Source organism: uncultured Winogradskyella sp. (assembly GCF_947498345.1).
GTDB lineage: Bacteria > Bacteroidota > Bacteroidia > Flavobacteriales > Flavobacteriaceae > Winogradskyella.
The window spans coordinates 212,455-237,115 of the sequence record NZ_CANMJY010000001.1; the positions used below are offsets into that span (position 1 = coordinate 212,455).

The 24,661-nt window shown below is 30.2% G+C and carries 20 protein-coding genes and 1 tRNA gene; 12 read left to right on the forward strand and 9 right to left on the reverse strand.

All coding sequences use genetic code 11. From position 1 onward, the window contains the following. The first annotated feature begins 811 nt into the window (after nt 1–811). From Q0912_RS00960 to Q0912_RS00985, 6 genes are all read left to right on the forward strand, one after another. The gene (locus Q0912_RS00960; RefSeq protein WP_299111017.1) at nt 812–2,563 is read left to right on the forward strand and encodes a serine hydrolase; all 1,752 of its coding nucleotides are present in this window, start codon (nt 812–814) and stop codon (nt 2,561–2,563) included. A 540-nt stretch (nt 2,564–3,103) separates the two neighbouring features. Further along, nucleotides 3,104–3,958 (forward strand): AraC family transcriptional regulator, encoded by an 855-nt coding sequence (locus Q0912_RS00965; protein WP_299111019.1) that lies wholly within the window; start codon nt 3,104–3,106, stop codon nt 3,956–3,958. Nucleotides 3,959–4,455: 497 nt separating this feature from the next. Continuing rightward, a complete protein-coding gene (locus tag Q0912_RS00970; RefSeq protein WP_299111022.1) occupies nt 4,456–5,841 on the forward strand; it encodes a PDZ domain-containing protein in 1,386 nt (461 codons plus the stop codon). Nucleotides 5,842–5,977: 136 nt separating this feature from the next. After that, on the forward strand, nt 5,978–7,183 hold the full coding sequence (locus Q0912_RS00975) for a TlpA disulfide reductase family protein (RefSeq protein WP_299111024.1): 1,206 nt from the start codon (nt 5,978–5,980) through the stop codon (nt 7,181–7,183). Between the two features lie 176 nt (nt 7,184–7,359). After that, nucleotides 7,360–8,388, forward strand: a complete 1,029-nt coding sequence (locus Q0912_RS00980) for a response regulator transcription factor (protein WP_299111026.1) — start codon at nt 7,360–7,362, stop codon at nt 8,386–8,388. Nucleotides 8,389–8,485: 97 nt separating this feature from the next. After that, nucleotides 8,486–9,922 (forward strand): serine hydrolase domain-containing protein, encoded by a 1,437-nt coding sequence (locus tag Q0912_RS00985; RefSeq protein ID WP_299111028.1) that lies wholly within the window; start codon nt 8,486–8,488, stop codon nt 9,920–9,922. Between the two features lie 480 nt (nt 9,923–10,402). Here the strand turns inward: Q0912_RS00985 and Q0912_RS00990 are convergent, their stop codons facing one another. From Q0912_RS00990 to Q0912_RS01010, 5 genes are all read right to left on the reverse strand, one after another. Beyond that, nucleotides 10,403–11,065 carry an IS6 family transposase gene (locus Q0912_RS00990; protein WP_299111030.1) on the reverse strand — a complete coding sequence of 221 codons (663 nt, stop codon included), beginning with the start codon at nt 11,063–11,065 and terminating at the stop codon, nt 10,403–10,405. Between the two features lie 1,035 nt (nt 11,066–12,100). After that, a complete protein-coding gene (locus tag Q0912_RS00995; protein WP_299111033.1) occupies nt 12,101–13,957 on the reverse strand; it encodes an alpha/beta fold hydrolase in 1,857 nt (618 codons plus the stop codon). A gap of 1 nt (nt 13,958) precedes the next feature. Further along, nucleotides 13,959–14,804, reverse strand: a complete 846-nt coding sequence (locus Q0912_RS01000; protein ID WP_299111035.1) for an alpha/beta hydrolase-fold protein — start codon at nt 14,802–14,804, stop codon at nt 13,959–13,961. Nucleotides 14,805–14,901: 97 nt separating this feature from the next. After that, nucleotides 14,902–15,489, reverse strand: coding sequence for a helix-turn-helix domain-containing protein (locus Q0912_RS01005; protein ID WP_299111037.1), 588 nt, complete (start codon nt 15,487–15,489; stop codon nt 14,902–14,904). Between the two features lie 192 nt (nt 15,490–15,681). Continuing rightward, nucleotides 15,682–16,026 (reverse strand): hypothetical protein, encoded by a 345-nt coding sequence (locus tag Q0912_RS01010; RefSeq protein ID WP_299111039.1) that lies wholly within the window; start codon nt 16,024–16,026, stop codon nt 15,682–15,684. Nucleotides 16,027–16,321: 295 nt separating this feature from the next. On the opposite strand from Q0912_RS01010, the gene Q0912_RS01015 reads away from it, so the two are divergent. The 6 genes from Q0912_RS01015 to Q0912_RS01040 all read left to right on the forward strand — a co-directional run bounded on the left by Q0912_RS01015 (nt 16,322) and on the right by Q0912_RS01040 (nt 20,709). Continuing rightward, on the forward strand, nt 16,322–16,882 hold the full coding sequence (locus tag Q0912_RS01015) for an AraC family transcriptional regulator (protein ID WP_299111041.1): 561 nt from the start codon (nt 16,322–16,324) through the stop codon (nt 16,880–16,882). Nucleotides 16,883–17,325: 443 nt separating this feature from the next. After that, nucleotides 17,326–17,616: a cupin gene (locus Q0912_RS01020; RefSeq protein WP_299111043.1), complete on the forward strand. Its 291-nt coding sequence runs from the start codon at nt 17,326–17,328 to the stop codon at nt 17,614–17,616. 44 nt (nt 17,617–17,660) lie between these two features. Further along, nucleotides 17,661–17,876 carry a hypothetical protein gene (locus Q0912_RS01025; RefSeq protein WP_299111045.1) on the forward strand — a complete coding sequence of 72 codons (216 nt, stop codon included), beginning with the start codon at nt 17,661–17,663 and terminating at the stop codon, nt 17,874–17,876. Further along, entirely contained in the window at nt 17,866–18,945 is a 1,080-nt protein-coding gene (locus tag Q0912_RS01030) for a DUF1611 domain-containing protein (protein WP_299111047.1), read from the forward strand. Before Q0912_RS01025 ends, Q0912_RS01030 begins: the two co-directional genes overlap by 11 nt. Further along, complete coding sequence (locus tag Q0912_RS01035; protein WP_299111049.1) at nt 18,942–20,036, forward strand: alanine/ornithine racemase family PLP-dependent enzyme; 1,095 nt, start codon at nt 18,942–18,944, stop codon at nt 20,034–20,036. The genes Q0912_RS01030 and Q0912_RS01035 overlap by 4 nt, the downstream gene beginning before the upstream one ends. Further along, entirely contained in the window at nt 20,005–20,709 is a 705-nt protein-coding gene (locus Q0912_RS01040) for a M15 family metallopeptidase (RefSeq protein WP_299111051.1), read from the forward strand. The genes Q0912_RS01035 and Q0912_RS01040 overlap by 32 nt, the downstream gene beginning before the upstream one ends. A gap of 295 nt (nt 20,710–21,004) precedes the next feature. On the opposite strand, the gene Q0912_RS01045 is transcribed toward Q0912_RS01040, so the two are convergent. From Q0912_RS01045 to Q0912_RS01060, 4 genes are all read right to left on the reverse strand, one after another. Then, complete coding sequence (locus Q0912_RS01045; protein ID WP_299111053.1) at nt 21,005–22,420, reverse strand: T9SS type A sorting domain-containing protein; 1,416 nt, start codon at nt 22,418–22,420, stop codon at nt 21,005–21,007. Nucleotides 22,421–22,633: 213 nt separating this feature from the next. Continuing rightward, nucleotides 22,634–23,356, reverse strand: coding sequence for an acetolactate decarboxylase (locus tag Q0912_RS01050; RefSeq protein ID WP_299111055.1), 723 nt, complete (start codon nt 23,354–23,356; stop codon nt 22,634–22,636). 240 nt (nt 23,357–23,596) lie between these two features. Further along, nucleotides 23,597–24,016, reverse strand: coding sequence for a hypothetical protein (locus Q0912_RS01055; protein WP_299111057.1), 420 nt, complete (start codon nt 24,014–24,016; stop codon nt 23,597–23,599). Nucleotides 24,017–24,525: 509 nt separating this feature from the next. Beyond that, nucleotides 24,526–24,598: transfer RNA gene (locus tag Q0912_RS01060), tRNA-Phe, on the reverse strand. Nucleotides 24,599–24,661: the final 63 nt, after the last annotated feature.

Consider the following 24,661-nt stretch of genomic DNA (forward strand, 5'->3'; position numbering starts at 1 on the left):
TTAAGTAATAAATAGAAAGAACAAAAGAGAAGAATAAAACGAGTTGGAATTTTCGCAACGTTATATTTAATTGCAACTTATCTAATTGTACCAAACGTCGCTCCTACTTTTGGTCGTGAAAAAATAAAAGAAACGGAATTTGTTCAAGCTCATTCTTTCTTCTATAAACTTGCTAATAGAAATTATGTTAGACCAGAATTAAACAAAGCAATTAGCGAAGTAGCTAGTGACTTTGAAAAACGGAATAGTGGAATCAAAATGGTTTATCTAGATGCAAACTTTCCATTCATTGACAAATTTCCTTTACTTCCTCATTTGAGCCATAACGATGGAAAAAAATCGATGTGTCTTTGATTTACGAAAATCAAAATGGAAAACTAACAAATAAAAAACTTTCAGTAAGTGGATATGGAGCTTATGAAAGTCCAATTGGAAAAATATGACCTTTGAACATCTAGTTTTATCCCAAAGATAGAATTCTTATAAATTAACGGGTTCAAATGCGACAGAACCCAGTTTGGAATTACTACTTAATTAGCAATATTTGAAAGGTTGATGTTATTTTTATAATTCATCTTTACTTAAGATTTTAAGTATAGTTTTTATTTTATCTAATCGTTACTAACTTAATATTGCTGCTAGAAAGTATTGTGGAAATTTTGAATCTTAAGTCTACAATCGCTTTAACCTGATTGAGAAATCATTTTTTATGAGAAATAAATAATTTAAGTAAAACACATATTTGATTATCATTGAATGTTATATGAAAATTTATATACAAACACTACTTTTTATTCTAGTTGTATCTTCCTTGTATTCGCAATCAAAACAAAAAGAAAATAGGCTTGCCTTAGATATAAAGACAGAAATAGATAGATTATATCCTTATTTTTCAGGCTCAATTTATGTTCAAAACAAGGATTATAAAATTTTCGAACAACATTTTGGTTATGCAGACTCGATAAATCTTATTCCTAACAATAAGAACACACAATATGGTTTAGCTTCTCTAAGTAAAACATTTACTATGTTAGCGATACTTTCATTAAAGGAACAAGAAAAGATTTCGTTAAACGATTCATTGTCTTCTTACTTTAAAGAATTTACTGATCCTAGAGCGAAAAATATTACTATAAAACAATTATTAGCGCATACTTCTGGTTGGGGTCATTATTGGGAAAATCCAGACTATATTGAAAATAGACATGAATTTGAATCCCATGCTGATTTCCTCTCATTTATTAAAAAAACACCGTTGTCATTTGATCCAGGAATAGAATATAAATACAGTAATATAGGATATATAATCTTAGGAGCAATTATTGAAAAAGTGAGTGGTATTAGCTATGAAGGTTTTGTGCAATCTAATGTTTTTGAAAAGATTGAGATGAAGTATTCATCTATCAAAAAAAATGAAAAGTATAATTATGCAAAACCATATTCGAGATCTAATGAAAATATAGCAAGTACTAATAGAAGTTGGGCGGATGGTGGAGCTCACGCATCAGTTGGTGATATTTCAAAGCTGATACACTCTGTCTTTGTAACTAAAGATTTTTGTTCTGAAATTAGTGTCAATCAATTATTAGATGGATTCAACGAGGAAGATGATGGAATTTTTGAAATTACAGGTGGCTTCAACGGAAATAGTACAGCTCTTCTTTATCATGAACCCACAGGATACTTTTTTTCAGTTCTTTCTAATTTAGATCCGCCAATTTCAGAAGACTTATCTCGAACTCTTATTAGTGTAATTATGGAATATGAATCCTCAAGAAAAACTATTCAAATTACAGGCAATACTTATAATAAATCAACAGGTGCAAAAATAGCATATACTAATATAGGAATATTTAATAGTGGAATTAGTTCTGCATCTGATAAGAATGGTCAATATAAATTAGAGATTCCAGCGGCATATTTTAATGATTCTTTGATTTTCTCTGCTATTGGCTATAAGCGTGTAAATATTCCCATAAAAAAATTAGCTAATGGGCAAAATTTTGACGTTCCATTACAACCAGTCTTATATACTCTAGATGAAGTAGTCTTATCAAATGAAAAGCCTAAAAAAAGAATTCTTGGAACCCGAAATGTTAGCCCCCTAGCATCGGGAGTCTATATTGGAGGTGGGAAACCAGGAGCATCTTTAGTTACATATATTGAAGTTTCTGATTCTGTAGCCTATTTAAATAAAGTCAAATTACATATAAGAGGAAACAAAAAAACTAAAGCATTCAAACTTAGATTGAGAATTTTAAAAAACAATAATGGAGAACCAGGTGAAGATTTGTTACAAAAAAGTATTGTAATGACATCTCGAATCAAAAAAGGCTGGATTGTATTTGATTTGAAAGACGATATTTTAAAATTAAGCGAAAGTGTTTTTGTTGGAATAGAATGGGTTGAAGAACCAGAGAATAAAATAACTGCAAGAAATGCATATCCCCGTATTTCTTATGTGACAAGTAAAAACACCGCTTCATTTGCTAGAACAACAAGTTTCAACTTTTGGAAATCAATATCTATAAAACCTATTATTAATTTAGAGGTTGAATTCTAATTGGATACATAATAATTCTGCCTGTTTCATTTATGTTATCCTTTGAGGATATATTAGATGTTTTTCAATATTTTTAATCTCTTCACTTGGCATACTTTCTAATTTGCTTTAATGTTCATAGCCATATATAAAAACTGGGTTATAATTAATAATTATGATCATGCCTTCTTGTCTCTAATTACTGTTTTGATCTATTGATACTCTAGGGGACTTTCTAAAACTTCAAGGACTTTAATACGAAATGTCTTCAATAGAGAAAATAATTTTATTAGCTTCTATTTTAATGCAGAATCTAGGGTGATTATTTTTTACTTCGCGTAAATTTAACTTGAGAAATGGCAATTGAAAGAAAATAAATGAGATGTAGTTTTTGAAGATTGTGTAAAACGATTTATCAATGTAATATGTTGAAAAGATAAATCAAAAATTACTACTTATATCTTAGGTTTATAAAATAGGTTATAGATAATTAACATAACTTTAGTTTTTTTTATATAACAAAAGCTTAATTTGTTGTTCATTATTACTAACTAAGGTGTTATGGTGGAAAACGAAAACATAGATATACAAGCTATTAATGAGTCTGGAAATCATATTGTTAATACTAAATGTAAGCAGAAGCAAATTTCGATCGAAAAGTCAGCTTTTTCTATTAAAGTTCCAGTTAAAGGAATGGAACACTATAAAGTTGAGAATAAGAATTATGTCGTAAAATCAGGAGAGTTTTTAGTTGTTAATCAAAACCAATCTATTGATGTTTCAATAAAATCCAATCAAGACGTAATTGGTAAATGTGTGTATTTAGATGAGAAGATGGTTAATGAAATAATGAATGACATTTTCAATAGAGATTTTCTATCTAGTTGCGATACTACTGTTGATTTCAACTTATATAATGGTAAGTATAATTTTGGTAATGATGGTCTATCTCGTATGTTGGTAAATCTTGTTAACTGCACTAACACTAATGATAATGAAGAATGGTATTATAGTATAGCTTTCGAAATGCTTAAGCATCAGATTGGAATAAATAAACTGATGAATCAATTAAATATTTCAAAAGTTTCAACTAAACAAGAACTACATTCTAGGTTGAATAAAGCAAAGTCTTTTATTACTGATAACTATCACGAAGATTTAACTATCGATAATATAAGTTTAAATGCAAATATTTCTAAATTTCACCTCATAAGAACATTTAAAGATGTCTATGGTGACACACCTTATAATTATTTAACAAAAGTTAGATTGAGTAAAGCAAATGAGCTATTGAGTTATAAAAGCTTATCTCTGGAAGAAATTGCTTTAAAAACAGGATTTAATGACCGCCAAAATTTATCACGAAACTTTAAAAAATCTTTTGGTTACTCTCCATCAGAATTTAGAAATTTCTAAATAACTCTAACAAAATAAAGATATTTGGTTTTTCCTCTTTTTAGAAGTACTTATTATAATTAGCAATTTTTATTTGTCTCATTGAATATACTTTATTAATCAAGATTAAATATTTAAAGAATATTATTTATTTCTTATGCGCGGATATCTACATTTCTCAAGATAGCCTTAGTAACCAGAATACCATTTGATTTATTAAAACTAGCCCTTTGGATGATATTAATTCTATTGATAAAATTAGCAATATTTGATAACTGATTCTAATTTGAAATACTGATATTTAACGTCATAAATCAATTTCAAAAACAATTTATATGCTTGTTATTATTAGTTCTCACACACAAATAGAATGCAATTAAATACATAAAAATGTTCAAAAAAGCCTCCACCATTCTGTATTCTAGTCTGATGATTCTTGTTCTTTCTGGTTTTGGGAATACTACCCATTAGGAGCGCAAAATCAAAGAAACTAAAATACCTGTAAAATGTTAAATATAATGAATAAACTTACTATGCTAATTGCATTATTTATATGTGTTTTTTCCTTTTCGCAAGAACTAGGAAGAAGACCTAATTTAGGTGTTTCATTACAGCCTTTAACTCCTGCGATTTCAAAAGAACTTAATTATGAAGGTAACGCTAAAGTATATGTTAAAAAAGTTTCTAAGAATACTACAGGTGATAATTTAAAGATACAGGAAAAAGATATTTTAATAGATTATGGTGGTGTTCCTGTTGGTTCGGGTTTTTATAATCTTATTAAAGACAAATATAGAGAAGGAGATGAAATTACAGCTACCGTTTTTAGAAATGGAAAAGTAAAAAAACTTAAAGGCAAAGTAGTTGGTACAATCAAAGAAAGTTCAGTATATGCTGATATTATATACGATCATGTAGATTTCGAAGGCAAATTAAGAAGCATCTTGTATTTACCTAAAGATAAGCTGCAAAAAGATCTTCCTGTAATTTATTATGTGCAAGGCTTTAGTTGTACCTCAATAGAACAAATTAACAATTATAAGAATAGTTCAGTCAATCAATTAATCGAGGGGTTTATTAAAAAAGGTTATGCCGTTTATAGAGTTGAAAAATTAGGTATGGGTGACTCTATGAATAATAAACATTGTGTTGAAGTTGATGCAAAAACAGAAATAGATGGATTTAGAGAAGGGCTTAAACGATTAAAAGAGTATAAATATATTAATAGTAATAATATTTTTATTTGGGGACATTCTTTAGGAGCGATGCAGGCTCCTTTTATTGCAAGAGATATTGGAGTTAGAGGTATTATAGGGTATGGTTACGTAGCGAAGTCATGGTATGATTATATCATTGATATATTCACAGTTCAATTACCAATAATAGAGAATATTAGCTATGGAGGTATGCAAGAAAAAATAAATAGTTTAAGAATGCCATTGTACGAGTTTTTGTATGAAGATGAAAGTTTAAAAACACTTATAGATAAATATCCTGTAGAAGATATGGAATTCATTTTTAAAGCTTTGGGATATAATGGGCAAACCATTATGGGGCGAAATCCAATTTTTTTACAGAGTTTGAATAAAATGAATTTATTGAAAGAACATCAAGAAATTAAAATTTCTACTCTTTCTTTATACGGTGCATCAGATTTAGCGGCCATTGGTGGCGGATTTAGTGTTAAGTTAATAGCTAATGCCATAAATCAAGTTGCACCTGGGAAAGGTTTTTATAAAATAATTCCTGAGACAAACCATCATTTATCAAAAGTAGGCAGTATGGAAGATAATGTTAAGGTTTTAAACGCGAAACAAACTTGGCAAAATGCGCAAGAAAATTTTAATGAAGATATAATTGTTATTACTGATGAATGGATAAAAAAACAAATTATCATGGACTAAAATTATAAGTGATTCATTTACGAATCATTGAGAAAGAATGTAAAAATGCTATCAACTCTCTGCTACTATCCTCATTGCTTGCATTTTAACGTCCTATAATCAGAATTTAATCGAAGTAGAATTAAAATAATAAATTATGAAAACAACCTTATTACTCATTTTAATTTTTTGTTCATCATTAGTTTTAGGACAAGAAAATATTCTACAAGCCTCAGGTAAAGTTTGCAAAAACCTAAGTTCTATAGAGTATGAAATAAGTCAAAAACCAGAAAAAGGGAAATACGGATCTCCTACAATTAAAGCAAATATAACGCAACAAAAAGCTGATGTCAAAGATATTGGATTTGGAAAAGCTCTAATTAAAGTTACGGGTACAATAGAAGAAAAAGGAGTTTCAGAACCTTTTTCTTTTTCTTACGATGGAAGTCAGTTTTTATTTCAGCGAGGAGAAAGCAAAGTTAAAAGATATACAAAACCCACTCGTGGAATAGTTATGGGCTTATTACAACAGTATTTATTTATGTTGCATATTCGACCTTTCTCTGAGGAAACACCCTATAAACCTTTATCTAACATTTTTCATAAATTTCAGCATGTAGGAGAAGATGTTATAAATGAGAGGAAATATCAAATAATTAAAAGTGTTTCAGGTATTTTAATGCCTACTAATAAGAATGGTAAATCACTTCAAACAAAGAATAAAAAACCAATACAAGCAGTCCATATTTTCTGGATAGATAGTGAGTCTAAATTACCAATATTTTATACGGATAAATTTAATCATAAGACGATTTCCATAAAGAAGCTCAATAAGAATTATCAGAAGTCATATTTTACTTTGATAAACAAGAATATTTCTGTACAGAAACGTTCGTATCAAGAAACACAACAAGATATTTCAGGTGAAAATTTATTGAAAGTGAATAGTCTAGCACCAAAATGGTCTGGTGTTTCGCAAAATGGAGAAAAGTTTTCCTCTGATCAATTAGAAGGGAAGATTGTTTTAATTGACTTTTGGGGTACATGGTGCCCTCCGTGTATTATAGCAATGCCAATGATCGAGCGATTAGAGCAGTTATATAAGAATAATAAAGATGTAGTGATTATAGGTGTGTCAGCAGGAGAAAAAAAGCCCCAAGCGGCAGAAAACTATTTCAAAAATAAAGGTTATAGTTATATACATATTCCTAGTGGCGATGATATAGCAGCAATTTTTAAGATTAAATCATATCCAACTATGTATGTTATAGACAAATCTGGAATTATAGTTCAGTCAACTAGCGGTTTTGACTCGAATGATTTTGAACAATCGAAGATAGTAATTAATAAACATATGAAATAACTAGTTTAACACAATAACGGTAAATGATTAGAAGGTGATTGTTAGTTTTATATAAATATGATTCTGATGTAATTTTCACAATTAATTTATTTTGAAATTTAAATGGCTTTATTATCAAAAACTCAAATTTATAGAAATAAGTTATTTTTCATACTAATTAATATTTGCACCTTAAAATGTTGGTGAAAATACTTTCAATAATAAATATAATCATAGCAGTCCAAGCTATCTTTTTAGTTTTTCATTTCTTCTTTAAAAGAAAAGGAGAAAAAATATTAAATATTTTATTAGGACTACTTTGCTTTTGTTTTGCAATCCTTTCAATAAGAACATGCTACCATTTAAATTCCTTTTTAGGAATAGAAACATTATTACTTAGAATTTCGCTTCATGTTGCATGGTTTATTGGACCACTACTATTCTTATATGTGCTCTTTTATGAAGAAAAACTTAATAAAAGAATAGTTTTTTTTAATACTACTCCTTATGTTTTTATAGCTCTATTTGATATTATTTTTAATAGACACGATTACATTATAAACTTACAAAACCTTTTCATTATTCAAATCATAATTTATCTAATATTAGCTATTGGACATTGTTTTAAGAATTATAGAAAAGCAAAACAATTTTATAGTTGGATACTACCGTCTTTATTTACGATGTCATTTTTAATTTCTTTTTATTTAGTAGCTATGATATTTAGAAATTTTGGTATTGATTTTTTTTCCAATGGATTAATGAGAAATTTTAAATCACTATTAGCAATACCTATTTTTTATATTGCTTATAAAGAAATGAATTCATCAAATAATTTTGGAATAAAACCTAAAAAATATAAAACGTCTTCACTATCTAAAGAAAAAAGAGAAATGTATCTTAAAAAGATAGAAAAAGCAATGCAAGAAGAAAAATTATTTATTAATCAGAAATTAACATTACAAGTTCTTTCAAAATCGATAGGAATACAATCAAAATATATTTCTCAGGTTATCAATCAGAATCTAGATTTAAGTTTTTCAGAATACTTATTACAGTATCGAATAGAGGAAGTAAAGAAAAATTTATTTGATCCTAAGAAAGCAAATCTCACAATTTATGGAATAGCCCAAGACTCAGGCTTTTCATCCAATAGTCGGTTTAATTACTTATTTAAAAAAGATACGGGTCTTACACCAAAGCAATTTAGAACTCAAAAAAGGTAGATTTATTTTGCTATATCATGATATAGGAAATGCTTTTTTTAGTTCATATGTATATGGATGCTACATTTATTACTCAATAAAATTTATATCGTCAAAAATGAAAATAAGAATTATTAAGAAAACAAATATTAAAATATTAGAGATGAAAATTAATCTGTTTAGAGTTATCGTTATGTTATTTTTTTGTCTAGGTTGTATGGCACAACCAGAAGATAAAGTTGAAAAAATACAACAATTATTAGAAGCCAATGTTAATAGCTTAAAGCCTTTTAGTGGTTCCATTTTAGTAGCTCAAAATGATAAAGTTATCTACAGAGGGGCTTTTGGTTTTGCAGATATTGAAAAAGGAATCAAAAATACTGTAAATTCTAAATACTTCATTGGTTCAATCACCAAGCAATTTACGACTGTTGCTATATTGCAACTAATTGAAAACCGAAAGCTTAGTTTTGAAGATAAGATGTCTAAATGGCTACCCGAAATCAATGGTTCAGATAAGATTTCTATTCATCATCTATTAACACATCAATCAGGCTTACGGAGAGATTCTCACCAAGATTATGATGAAAATGTTTCGCATTTAGAAAGAGCAATGTCTATTAAAAACGACACCTTGCTTTTTGAGCCTGGTGCTAAGGAAACATATTCAAGTGTTGGGTTTTATGTGTTAACTCATATTATAGAAGAAGCGAGCGGAATGACATACGAAGAATATTTTAAAGAATATATTTTTAAACCTGCTGGAATGAAAAACTCAGGAGTTAGAAAAAAGAAAGGAGATAACATACTAGGACTTTCCATAGGAATGCACAAATCTCCAGATGAGTTTGGTGTAGACCGTTTAGGATATGCTAAGTATTTTGATAGTTACTCATTGGCTGGTGGCGGTGCTTTGTATTCGACAGTTGATGATTTATTTAAATTTTCTTCTGCATTAGAAAGTGGAAAGTTAGTGACCAAAGAAATGGTTTTGAAAATGAAACAAAAATGGCCAATCAAAGAGGAAAGAAAATCAAGTTTGTATCACAGTTATGGATGGGAGGTTCGAGATTATTCACATTGGAAAAATCCTGTAAAAATGTATGACTTTTCAGGAAGAATATATGGATACAAAGCAATGCACCGCTATTATGAGAAAGATGGAATTGTAATTATTGTTTTGTGTAATAGTGATTATAGCGAACGAAGCACTTTAGGGTGGACCATTCGAAATATTCTATTAAAAGGGAAATCTAAGCTGCCAAAACATGCTCCTAAAAAAATCCCTTTTGCTGAATCTATGAAAAAACACCTTGGTATTTATGATTTCCCTTCAGAAGAAACTACAGTAGAGATAAAAATTATAAATGGAAAAATGACCTTGACCTCTCATGGAGATAATCCTATCTACATATATCCAGCTGATGAATATACATTTTACTCAGATCTAATACCACTAAAAATTACCTTTGAACCAACAACAGATGGGAAAACTCAAAAACTTGAGTTTAATCATGGCGATGAGTTTATTAAAACCATAGAACGAAAAAAATAGCAATATTTGAAGGGCATTACTCATTGATTACGTAGTTTTTTGTTTTAAAACATACGTTGATGAACATTTCCATAAGATTTGTGCTACCCTGTTCTTTTTTCTTGTTTTATTATATAGTCAACATTAATATAATATTTCAAAAAAGACAGAAATAAATTACATGTCGAAGCTAAATTAACTATAAAAGGGACTAAGTTATACATGCCTTTGGTAACTACACATTCGTTAGCAGATGAGACAGTCGACTTTATTAAAAATCTAGCAGTTACTGATAGTAATAATGCAAAATATAATTAGAACAGGTATGCCAATAATACCTCAAGTTTCTGCTTCAGGCTTACGGTCTACACCAACTGCTCGTCATTATGTTTTAAATTAAAAAATTGAAGTAAATGAAAAAAATAAGCCAATTGGTTGTTCTACTATTGATTCTGTCGCATCTGATAGATTTAATTCTAAGATAGTTATTGATTACGAATTCTAACCAGCCAAAGAATAGAAACTTTTAAATATTGACATTCTGTTGGAAGTCAATTGATTCTTTCTAATCATATGTACAATTTCAATTCCGTTTAAAGTTCTTCTGGCAGATTCAAATACTTTAAACCCTAAACCTCTAGCTATCCGTTTCTTTACAAATCGATGATCCTTTTCCACAATGTTATTTAAATATTTATATTGTCGTATCTCAATCTTTGAAAAAGTTCGCTTATTATAGACTCTAATCGCATGGGTATTGGCTCCACTCTTATCTATATTAATAAGCTCTGGCTTGCCATTATGCCTAATGGCTTTGATTAGAAATGATTGAGCACTCATTCGTTTTCTTCGTTTAGTCAATAGAAAATCGACGGTATTTCCTTCTTTATCTACTGCTCTATATAAATACCTCCATTGACCTTTTACTTTTATATAGGTTTCATCCATTCTCCATCGTTTACCAACAACCTTCTTTCGTTTCCTAAACTCTTTTTCTAACAATGGTGTAAACTTAAAAACCCAACGTTGTATCGTAGCATGATCAACCTTGACACCTCGAATAGCCATTAACTCTTCTATTTCTCGATAACTCAAACCAAATCTAAACTTGAAGTATACAGCTTTAACAATAATCGATTTTGGAAAAATATGACCTTTGAACATCTAGTTTTATCCCAAAGATAGAATTCTTATAAATTAACGGATTCAAATGCGACAGAACCAGAACACAATGACATTAGTGATAAGATGAATAGATTTTTCATGACTTTTACATTTTTGATTAATTAATTGAAATCTATGTATACTTAGACTCAAATAGGTTTTATTTTATGAAAGGGGAAGATTTATGCTATTTAATTTGCTCAATACTTTTGATAAGAGAATAATTTTTATTCTATTTAAGCAATTATTTTTATTAAATGATTAAACTTATTAAGATGCAATTTTTCTCGAATACTGTTTTAATTATTGGATTAACTCAAGGAATTTTTCTTGCTTTTGCAATCCTATTGGTTAATAAAAAAAAGCATTTGCATAATTATTTCTTATCTGCTCTTTTATTGTTGTTTTCAATAGTTTTAGCTCATGAATATCTAAATGGTAGTAAATTCTTTTCGGAGCATATTATGTTTTTCTATGTGTCATTTTTGACACCATTATTAATAGGGCCTTGTCTTTATTTTTATGTTATTTCATTATTAAGAAAAGCTAAATTTAGAAAGATAGATTTTCTTCATTTTTTGCCTTTTTTGGTAGTGTTCCAAACGGGAGCTTTTGTAAATTAATAATCGCTACTTGTTGATAATTAATTACTTATAAATTCAACAGGCTCTTTTTTAAGAGCCTGTTCTTGTTTATTGAAATAGTGAACGTTTCTTAAACCTTATAAAATAGGGGTTTTATATGTTGTGGTGTTTCAAACGGGCTCCTAGAATATTTATACAAATTAAGCTTGAAACAAGTGTTGCGTATAACGGTTTGTGTATGATTAGTTGCGGGATGGTTCGCGAGAAACATTCCGCTGTTGGCTAAGATAATTAATGCGAGTGATTTTCCGAAGTGAAAATCCGAAGCAATTAATTATACACGGTGTTACCTGCTGCTTTTCAAATATGTGCTTCTGTTTGGTCCTATTATCCCGTTGTTTTAATCAATTGTAATCATTCTTTTTTTAGAAAGATTTTAAAATTAAAACTCTCATTTTAAGAGCGATACTATTTCACTATACTTTTTCATCAAAGCTGTATCTTTTGGTTTTTTGCCATTTTTATTAGCTATTGAAATATCTGCTTTTGCTCTAATTAGCTGGATAACTATGTCTTTTTGATTGTTTTCTACTGCGTGGTGAATAGCTGTAAAACCTGATTTGTTTTGTGCATCAATAGCCGCTCGATTATCCAATAGTAGTTTTACGATTTTTGAATGTCCATAAAATGAAGCCCAGTTTAAAGGTCGACGACCAGATTTACTTTTACGAGTATCCAAAGCATTTACATCTGCACCTTTAATTATCGATTCTTTAGCTTTTTCAAAATCTCCGACAATACAAGCATCCCATAAATCTTCTTGTTCTTTAGTGACTCTTTCTGGAAATTCAATTTTTGGCAGTTCTAAAGTGTCAGGGAAATTAGATGTATTCCCTTTTATAAAATTCACAATCATTGCTGGAAAGGATTTGTCATATTCATACAATTCATATAAAGCATTATGAGTACCTTCTATGACCTCAATTAAATGCCCATTCTTTAAAGTCGACAAAACATCATAAGCATTTTCTATAGCTGTTGAAGTATCCCAAGTTCCGTGTATTAATAAAATTGGTATGTCTGTTGTCACATTTTCCCTAAAAGAGCTTCCTAAATCTTTTTCATTCCAAATGCCCTCGCGCATTGTGTAACCATAATTAATGTTGCCTAAAATTTGTGATGCAATATCATTTTCAATTTTAATTCTACGGTTTATACTTACTCCAGAGGCGAAGTCCATAGCATTGCTCATTGCATTTGGTGCAGATATACTATGCATGCTCACAGCTGCTTGTGCTGGAACAGTAAAATCTCCGTTGTACATATCTAAAATTAGATTTGGCCAATCTAATGGACTATTTCTTTTTCCAGCGTTGTACATAGCTACTGCTTGAACAACCATTTTATCAACAATAACCTCAATTGTGTTATTATTCTTTTTCAAAAGCACCTTTTTTGGATTTTTTTCTACGTCATTTATAATTTGCTTTAAAACGTGTATCAAACCTTCCTTCGGAATCTTTCCGATAAAATATTCACTACTTTCAACTCTTGTAGAAATTCGTTTCAATACATTTAGATGATCAGAAGGTACGTCCCACGTATGGTCTGGACCTTCAATACCGTGAAAAAGCGCTCGCTCAACTATATGGGGAAATTTTCTAATAATATGCAATCCCAAATGGGAACCGTAACTTCCACCAACGAGCATAATTTTTTCATAGTTAAAAGCTTTTCTCAAATCATTAATATCTGATGCATTTTCATCCGTATTATAAGCAGACAGGTCAACGTCTTTATCTTCCCAAAAATCCTTACAGTCGGTTGCTAATCTTCTTAATGCTTTTTGAATATTATTTTTTGATAGTGTTTCTGTAAGAGGAATGAGTACACTTCCTTTGCAATCTAAACTTGGAATAGAATTTCCGGCACCTCTTTGATCAAAAATGATCACATCGGCAAAATTACTATAGAAGTTTGCTTCATTAAATAATTCTTGTTTGTGTAATGAATTTATATAAGAGCCACCTGGACCTCCTGCTAACAGAAATATTGGAATTGCAGGATTTTCTGATTTCGATTTTATACGATAATAAGCTATTGCAATTGTTCTTCCATTGTCAATTTCTCTATTTTCAGGAACATAAAACAACCCAGACTCAACGTTAAATGTTTTGTTATTTTCTGAAGTTATTGTTTTCTCTTCTGAAGTTAACAGGTATCGTTTTACCTTCTCTTGGGAAAAAGATGATTGTGAAATAAATAACATAGCGATACTTATTCTTATTACAATTAAATGAGATCTCATTTTACTGTTTTTTGTTTTGGTTAAAAAAATAATCAATACCAATACAAGCGGTTAAATAATGATTGGTTCGATGTGTTGCATTTGGCATATAGAATGATTTTGAATTAAGATTTGGAAGGTCTTTATGTTTTAATGCATCAACCGTTAGATCAAAAGCAATTTTCATTTTATCAACTTCATCTTCTCCCATACTCATAAAAAGGTTGGAACTTAAATTTGGATTCTCATTTAAAAATATCTCAAAATGCTTAATGAACTTATTATCCTCTCGCCAAAGCGCAGGACTCAATGCTATTCGTGTGTCGAAAAGGTCAGGTTCAAATAATAGCGAATAAAATACTAATAGTCCTTCTCGTGAGTGGCCTATAATAGTTCTTTGATTATTTGTATTGTAATTCTTCTCAACTAATGGTATCACTTCACTTTTAATATATTTTAGAAAGTTATCTGCTTCACCAAGTGAGGAATTAGTATCATCTAAATCTTGTTTTAAGAATGGTGGTGTTAAATCCCGTTGCCTTGTTTTTTGGTTGATGCCTGTTATTCCTACAACGATAACTTCAGGAATATTTCCGACACGAGAAAGTAAATCTGTATCATTGGCGATGGTATACGTTAGAGAGTTTCCACCAACTACATACACAACTGGATATTTTGTGTCCTTTTTGTAATTTTCTGGTTTTTTTATAATTAATTCTCTTGTTTCTTGAAGGACTTTTGATTTTAATTCAACCGTATCGTAAGTTGATGGTGTATCCGATGTATCTACAATGATAAGTGTAATAATGACCGATATAAATGATGTCATTATTACAAATAGTATAGTATAAATTATTCTTTTTTTCATTTCTATTAAGTTTTGATTACAAACCTAATATAGTATCAATAAGAAAATGAAAAATTTACATTGTCATTCACACGACATTTCTATGCCAGATCTACTTTTAGAATAAATTTGGGATAATTGATGTCCATTTTGAAGACGAAAGCTTAAGACTTTTGGCAATTCTTAAAACTATAAAAACATCAACAAAGCTTAAAGCGATATATACTAATATTGGTGTTGGAAATAATTGTCCTACTACATTTTGACCACCAAATAACTTAATAAAGAAAGGGGTTAATAAGGTTATGGAAACACTTATTATAATCCAAACAACTTGAAAACTTAATATTTTTTTACAGATTATATTTGATGTGTCCGACCATTTTCCTTTTTTCCAGATAAAAATTATTGGTATAAAAAAAATAACTGGAAATATAAAGACTAAAAAATTTGAGATTATAAATCTATTTAATTTTGTGTTTTCTTCAATATGGACGTTTGAGTTGTTTTGAGAAGCATCGTTAAAATCGTCTAAAGAAATGTTTAATGCTTCTATAAGTTTTCTTGCAGTATAAGGTCTTGGGTTTACCTCATTTTTTTCAATACGTTGTATGGTTCTTATCGAAATGCCTGATGCTTCTGACAATTCTTCTTGCGACATTTTTCGTTCATCACGCAATTGAGGAAGTTTATCATTAAGTTTCATACGGTCTTGAATTTTGCATCTTGATAGAATTCTGGGTTTTTTCAGCTTGCAGGTAACGGTCTCGTATAACCGTCAGTTATGGGTTTTGAATTACTATTTTTCGATTAAGCACTGACGCTAGCAATTCCGAGTGGATTCGGACGTAGTCGAATCCGCCGTAATTGCGGTTATACATTGTTGTAGCTAGTTTATTTACCATACTGTCCATAAGAAATATGTCATAACACACCAAAAAGTATAGAGACAGCTTAAAAATGTGCCCGAAATAAAAAAGAATAATCTAAATCTTTTAATTCCAAGTCTGTTTTTCAAATAGTACCAATCAAAGAGTTCAATTAAAGTCCCTAAAGAATAAAAAATATTAGCTCCAATTCCCCAAATGATAACCCCGATGGTGTCCTCAAATGTCCAGTCATAAGGGCTTTCAGCTAGCACATTAAATATGGTCAATATACCAGATAGTCCGACGAGAGCATTATAAATCCACCTTTTGGATTCCCACCACTTTATATTTGTCCTTAATTCGTTTAGAGTCATTTTAAAATTAGCTACAACGGTCTAGTGTATGATTTCGTTGCGTGGTTAAGCATTAAAGTTAGCAAATAAATCACAGATAGAAAGTCCGCGAGGATTTTCGTAAGTAAGCTTGCATTAGCAATGAATTATACACGGTGTTGTGGCTAGTAATATCTTACTTTTTTTGTTTTGAAATGCAAATCCTATCTCATTTCTATTTCAAAAATATTCTATTTAGTTTATTAGATAGATAGATAGTTAATCTTCAGAAAATAAAGCTTAATTTTAAAATTATTGTCAAGCAGGTTGAAATGTTATGAAATTATATATAAAATACATGGTCAGCTTAAGATGTAAACTCATGGTGAAATATGAGCTAGAAAAACTAGGGTTGCATTATACAAGTATTGAACTTGGTATGATTGAAATAAAAGAGAATATTACTAATGGACTAAAACAAGAACTGAAATCAAATTTAGCTCTATCTGGTCTGGAACTATTAGACGATAAAAAGAGTATACTCATAGATAAGATTAAAAATGTTATAATTGAAATGATACACTATTCTAATGAAGTTCCAAAAACTAATTATTCAGACATTATTAGTAAAAAATTGAATTATGATTATACTTATTTGTCTAATATTTTTTCCGAGGTCAAAGGCATTACAATACAGCATTTTATTATCAAGCATAAAATTGAAAAAGCCAAAGAGCTCATACTCTATGACGAGTTAAACCTTACAGAAATAGCCTATAGACTTAATTATAGTAGTGTAGCCCATTTATCTAATCAATTCAAAAAAGTAACAGGACAATCCCCTTCATTTTATAAAAAAATAGGTAAAAAAAGAAAGTGTAATTTAGAAAATCTGTGATTTATGTAAGTTAGAGTTAATGCTATGTAACTGAAACTATAATAAATGAATCAGATTTGTATTACTATTAATCAATTAAGGTAAGTCCAAATGAAATATCTCATTTGGCATTTGAAAGCAGACTTACTAGTCTGCTTTTTAATTTTTTAAAATATAACTGTATCTGTGATATATGTAACTCATTTAATTTTTTTTACAACACCATAAATGACATTTACACTAACTTAAATCACAATCAATTAAATACTTAAAACAATGTCAAAAGAAAAAGAAGGTAAGAAAAAAAATGGTAAAACCCCTGCTGCCAAAACAGCTAAAGAAAAAAAAACAGCTAAAAGGTTAAAACGAAATTTAAAAAAGTATTCAGAATAGGAAAAAGGAAAACATGGAGTTTTTGAAAGATGAAAAATAGTGAATTTGAAGAATCGACTATATTTAATTTATTGGATTTACTAAGCTATAGTTCTAATACTATTCAAGTAAAGAACATAGTTGTTGGAAACGCATGTGTCATACAGGTCTTTGCTTTTGATTTTGGTAAAGTCCAATTATATAAAAAATCTCCTTTTTCTCGATTCATTTATATTATTGAAGGAAAAGCTGAAGTGGTTATTAACAACAATTCCACTTTTATGCAAACTGGGGATTCAATTTTGATTCCTGGCACTGCTAGCAGTTCAATTGAAGCTAACCTACCATTCAAGATGATTTGTACTACAATAAAAACTGATTAGATAATATTACTTTACTCTTAAAAAAAATAACAACACGAAATATCATGGAAAATAGATTTAAAGCTGGGGATTTTGTTTATGCCAAAGTTAGACCTTCAGTACTACTTATTGTTAGAGTATATGCTAGGAAAATATATTATTGTAAGATTCAGGCAGACCCTACTGCAAAAGAACTTGTCTATTTTGAGAGAGAACTAATGCCATATATTGACGATCAATTAAAAACTAATAATTTAAAAATGAATAACTATGAAAAGTAATGCATTAATTTATTGTGAAAATGAATTTGGAAATACAGATGGAAAAGTTACAAATGGTTTAGTTCGTCAGTCAGAGACCTATAGAATTGTTGGAATTATTGATAGTACTAAAGTTGGTTTGGATGCAGGAGAATATCTCGACGGTATAAAAAATGGGATTCCTGTTTTCAATAACATGGAAAGTGCTTTAAAAGAATTGAAAAATATTCCTCAATATTTTATTTATGGTATAGCGCCTCTCACTTCTTTTTTGAGTAACCAACAAAAAGAAATAATTTTTACTGCTATCAAATACGGAATGAATATTGTTAATGGTATGCCAGAATTTTTAAATGATAATGTTCAATTCAGAGATATTGCCAACAAATATGGAGTTACTATTCAGGATGTGAGAAAACCTCCAAAACGAGAAAACCTCCATAATTTTACAGGAGGTATAAAGAATGTAAAGATTCCTATAATTGCAGTAATGGGAACTGACTGTGCGGTAGGAAAACGAACGACTGCTTTACTTTTGGTAAACGCTTTGAGAGAAAGGGGTTTTAATCCTGTGTTTGTAACCACAGGGCAAACTGGTATACTCCAAGGGTCAAAATATGGTGTTGCTATAGATGTTTTAACTTCTGGTTTTGCTTCGGGAGAAGTTGAAAATGCTATCTTAAATGCTTGTAAGAAAGAACAACCAGATATTATAGTTGTTGAAGGTCAAGGTGCTTTAAGCCATCCTGCTTTTACTTCTTCAAGTGCAATTTTACGTGGCGCAATGCCAGATGCAATTATTCTTCAACATCCACCAATGCGAGAAAATTATTGCGATTATCCTAATATCCCAATGTTGTCACTAGAGGATGAGATAGAGATGATAGAAATATTTTCTAAATCAAAAGTAATTGCTATTACTATTAATCATGAAGATATGACTGATCAAGAAATTGATGATACTATTATAGATTATCAAATAGATTATAACCTACCTACTACAGATGTCTTGAAGCATGGATGTGATAAACTGATAAAGGAACTATTAAAAACATTTCCGAAATTAAAGAGAGAGTCCGTATTACTTTGAAACTCCCTAGGATAGATATTGATATTGGAAAAATCGCCCATAACATTCAACAATTAAAAAAGATATATGGCTCCAAAGGAATTCAAATTACTGGTGTTACAAAGGTGATTGGTGGCAATCCGATAATCGCTTCAATTTTAGTAAAAAAAGACATAAAGATTCTTGCAGATTCTAGAATTGAAAATATTATGAAAATGCGAAAAGCTGGTGTTCAAGCAAAATATTTGTTATTGAGAACACCTGCTTTAAGCCAAGTAGAAGAAGTTGTTATTTACACAGATATAAGCTTAAATTCTGAACTCATCGTCCTAAAAGAGCTATCAAAATATGCTATAAGGAATCAAATTATACATAAAGTGATTCTTATGGTGGAGCTGGGAGATTTACGAGAAGGAATTATGCCTTTAGAAATAAATAACACTGTAAAAGAGGTGCTACTATTAAAAGGGCTTTCCTTAATAGGGATAGGTTCAAATCTTGCCTGTTTTGGAGGAATAGGGCCTGATGCTAGCAAAATGAGTAAGCTATCATCAATAGCGACACATTTAGAGAAAAAATTTAAAATTAAATTAACAATTATTTCTGGCGGAAATTCTGCAAACTATCATTGGTTCAAATCTTCAAAAAATGTGGGTAGAATAAATAATTTACGATTAGGAGAGTCTATCTTTTTAGGAAGGGAGGCACTTTGCAGAAAGCCAATACCTAAACTCTTTACAGACATTTTTACATTAGTGGTTGAAGTAATTGAATCAAAAATAAAACCTTCCAAACCTTATGGCAAAGTATCTCAAAATGCCAATGGAAAAATTAAAAAATTCAAAGAAAAAGGTTTAATGAATAGAGCTATTCTAGCTATTGGAGGACAAGATGTTGATGTTTCAGGGATTATACCAAGGCAAAACATTGATATTTTGGGTGCAAGTAGTGATCACATTGTAATAGATAACACCAATTCAAATTTAAAAGTAGGAGATACTGTAGAGTTTGACTTGAACTATAGTGCTTTATTAAGAGTGTTAAATTCATCATATATAACTAAAAATACAATCAATTTTAATGAATGTAAAAGCGTACTGCAAAGCAGTTGAAGCAAAAGATAGTAGAAACAAGCTTTTAACTCCTTCGATTAGAATTTTAGAAAATAACTCGCCATTAATGAGTTTAATGAATACAGATTTCAATTTAATTTTTGAACCTTCTATTTCTGTAGATTATATGTACCTCGTTAGAGAAGATATTCTTGCAAAAATAGGAAGAATTAGTAAAAAGTTAAATGCCCAAAATAAGAAGTTGATTATTCGATCAGCATGGAGGTCTTCAGAGCATCAACAACTTTTATGGGATACTAAATTTGAATTCTTTCAAAAAGAGTATCCAGAAAAATCCTTCTCCGAAGTTAAAAAAATTGTTAGTTATTTTATTGCTTTTCCTACAAAGTCAATGCATGCTACTGGAGGTGCAGTAGATGCATTAATTTATGATGATGCTAAAAAATGTGTAATGGATTTTGGCACGAACAAAGGATATGATATAAATCTTTCAAAAAAGTGTTATCCTTACTATCCCAAAATTAGTGAAGAAGCTAAAGAAAATAGAGCACTTTTAATAGGTTTGTTTCAAAGTGAAGGTTTTGTATGTGATCTAAAAGAATATTGGCATTTTGATTATGGAAATGCTATTTGGGCAATCGAAAAAGAAAAGGAATTTGCTGTTTATGGGTCAATCTCTAAATTGGATATGTCAATTAACATAAAAAATTAAGCAGTCCTTACTAATCAAAACTAGGTTGCTAAAACACAATTATATAGATTTGAACTGAAATAAATGCTTATTGAAATAACCCTATTTGAACTTAAAGTAGGTTCTAAAAAACATTAAAAGTCTCAAAACGTCACCTTGTTTTCTATCATTTTTTATTAGCCACAACGTGTTCGTGTATGGTTAGTTGCGTAAAAGTACACGCTTTGTTTTTCGTAGTTACAATATAGTAAAAAGTACGCAAAGCTCGTCGTCTTAGCCAGTAACAGCAATGAATTATACACGTTGTTGTGGTGCGTTATTTCTTGATGAGTTTAAAACTAGTTTTTCCATCACTTGAAATAATGGATACAAAATACAATCCAGAATTGCCGTGAACATTCAAATTCAAATCACCAATTGTATCACCAGCATTCATTTTAACTCTTTGTACTACTTTACCAAATACGTCACTGATTATTATTTCTGAAAAATTTTGGTTGCTCGGTAATTTAATTGTGAAATAGCCGGATGTTGGGTTCGGATGAATTTTTGCATCTGTCAATCTATGTTTATCTATTCCTAAAAGCTCACTAATGTCATACACTTCTACAAATCCTATTGTATTTATAAGACTCCGACCAAATATTACTTTTGAACCATCTGGCGTAATATCTACATTACCTAATATCGATTCATCATAATTATTATAGTTGAAAAAATGAACTAATTCCCAAGAATTATCAACTTGTTGATAAACCCTTGTTCCCGATCCTTCACTAAGACTACCTTCCAATCCTGAACCAATAATAAATATAGTGCCATCAGCTGATACTCGCAAGGCATTATTACGTTTTCTCAATGGATCAACATTTAAGTCGGTCATTTGTTTCACCCAGTTGCCGTTTATGAGATCATAAGTTTCAAAGGTTACATCGTCAACTCCGATGGCATCCTCACCATAAGAAAGTATAAGTCTTGTTCCATCTGCTGAAAGATCAAAACCATCTGAAATAAGTATATTAGTAGGAAAACTTCTGGTGAACTGTAAACTCCAATCCGTTCCATCAAAGGTGTAAATCTTAATACCATTATCAACACCACTTTCACGAAACAAAACAGCTACGGTCTGTGCATTATCCGAGATGGCCAACTCATTTCGAACAGGTATTTCTAACGGATTACCTACTGCATTCCAATTTGTGCCATCCCACTGAAACTGGTATACAGAATCTGAACCAGCTCCCGTTGCTCCAATGACCAAGATGTTTTCGTCCTGTGTAAATCTAAATGTTTTGAAATCTGCATTTGGTTGTCCAGGAAATTCTAGATCATCTCCCATCTGCTCCCAATCTCCAAGGATTTCATTCCATTCATAAACCAGTGGCTGGGCATTGTTGTTTCCTATCGCAATTCTATTACCACTACCGCTCATATCCAACCCTTGTCCAAAAAGACCTAATGAAGTGGATATCCCTTCTAAAGTAGAACCTAATTGAACCCAAGCGGTGCCATCAAAATGGTAAGCATCGGCTCTTCCTGCTAAATCTTCTCCATTAGTGTTAAACCTTGGTGCACTAGTTAATATTCTATTACCAGAATCGCTTATTGCAACACTAGCACCAAATGTGTCGCCAGTTGCAAATTCTGATAGTGTTTGTCCAATTTGGGTTTGCCCAAAAGTTGAATAAGAATATGCGAGAATTGAAAATGCAAGAAAGTATACTGTTTTCATTGTAAAATTATTTTAGTTACAATGAATCATCGAAGATTTATTAAAATGTCATCGTTCTGTTGCTTTTTAATGCATCACAACGTGTTTGTATAAGGTTAGTTGCGTAAATTTAACAATAAATAGCCAAGTACAAAACCAGTTAGAAAATCCGCAAGGATTTTCGTAAGTAGGCTTGAACTAGCAATTAATTTTATACGGTGTTGCCAGCAGTTTTTATTTTTTCGGTAAATACAATTTCATATTCTCAATTTCCAGTTTGTCCAAGTGTCCCATTTTACTTTCGTCTTTCGTTATTAAATGTAAATGAATATTTGAGTCGTGATGCGTGAAAACTCCTTTGTGTTCCGTTGAGAAAAATCCAATAATCGTTGCTTCTTCATCTTTCAGTTCGTAATTAGTTTGTCCTTGATGTGCTTCTTTTGGTGATGAAACTTTTGTTCCTTGTGGTAAATTTTGAATATGAATAATTGCTTTTGAAATTTTCCCTGTTAATTTGAAGGCAAAAGGTCTTTTAAATTCAGTCGTCTTTTCATCTACTAATTTTTCAATGTCTTTGATTGACTTAATATTAGAGGCTAATTCTATTTCGTTCCATTCAGTTACGTTAGCATACACTAAAAAAGGTGCTGAAACATCAAATGTTTTTTCAACTGTCATAGTTGAATCAGATGTGACTTTTGAAACATAACTTTGTCCATTATTGATAAGTAACTCTCCAGTTAGATAACTTTCTGGTCCAAGTCCATAAAGACCTTTTTTGCTAGAAATTGTATCGAGCCTGATACTTCCACCTAATTCTCCTTTCCACATAACATTTTTCATTGCACCTACAATATTAATGTCTGAATAAGTTTCATTCAAGTTGGTTTTCTTTTGGTCAGAATTGCAACCAAATATTACGATTGTTAGAATTCCAACTATTACTTTTTTTATCATAAATTTCGTTTTTCTCAAATTGCTGGCAACGGTTTGTGTATGATTAGTTGCGGGATGGTTCGCGAGAAACATTCCGCTGTTGGCTAAGATAATTAATGCGAGTGATTTTCCGAAGTGAAAATCCGAAGCAATTAATTATACACGGTGTTACCTGCTGGTATTTTTCCATTCATTTATTATTCGCTTACGTTTTTTTCTATCTTTTCCTTTAACATTTTTTAGTCTCTCCTTGCTATATAATCAGTCCATATATCTTTCTTGAATTATTTCGTTATTTCCACCCAAATAATATTCCACTCTATTTGGGTTATTTTCACAAAAAGTTAAAGTGCAATTTTGAATTCGAAATACAGTAAAATAAGGTATTCCCTCAATTCTGTCAGCAATGATTATTGCAATTTCTCCTTTTGTCAAGTTCCGATTGTGACAATCTGATTTAACTTTAGTCAACGTAGAATCAGTAAAAAATTCTGCAAGAACTATCAATGATTTTTCTCCAAATTCTTTTATTTTTTCGGCTTGCTCAGTTTTTATTATTCCTTTGGAATTTTCAGTTTCCGAAATTCCAGTTAGCAATGAGTCAATTTCAGATTCGGTTTGTGAATAACTCAAGTTGAGATTCAGAAATAGAGTTAAAAATAGTATTCCAATTTTTTTCATTCAGTTTAGATTTATTTTCAAATCTATTCTTTGTTTATATATTCAGAAACTATTATATGGTAACGAACAACAAATAGTTATAAAGCGGAAAAAACTGAATGCTGAGATAGAGCAAACTAGTGAAAGATTAGAGAAGCTTCAAGACTTATATATTGATGGTAAAATGGATATTGATGCTTATACCGAGACTTATGATAGATATAATTTGAAACGTGAAACTCTAAGGCGAGAGCTTAAAAGTTTAAAAACAAGAAATAGTCAATACAGTATATGGCTTAATAAAGGTATTCATTTGCTTAAAAACCTAAAAGGGCATTACAATAAATCTACTGTTAAGGAAAAGCAAAAGCTACTTAGTTCGATATTTCCTGAAAATCTCTTTTTTGAAGGAAAGGAATGTCGAACTGCTAGAATCAATGATGTTTTGCGTTTTATATTGCAGATAGATAGTGAGTTAGGTGATAAAAAAAGAGGACAATTTTCAAATAAATTGAAATTGTCCTCTCGAGTGGTGCCTCCAGGAATCGAACCAGGGACACAAGGATTTTCAGTCCTTTGCTCTACCAACTGAGCTAAGGCACCAGTTGCTTAAATAAGCGGATGCAAATATATATTCATTTTTATTATTCACAAAAAGAAACTTGT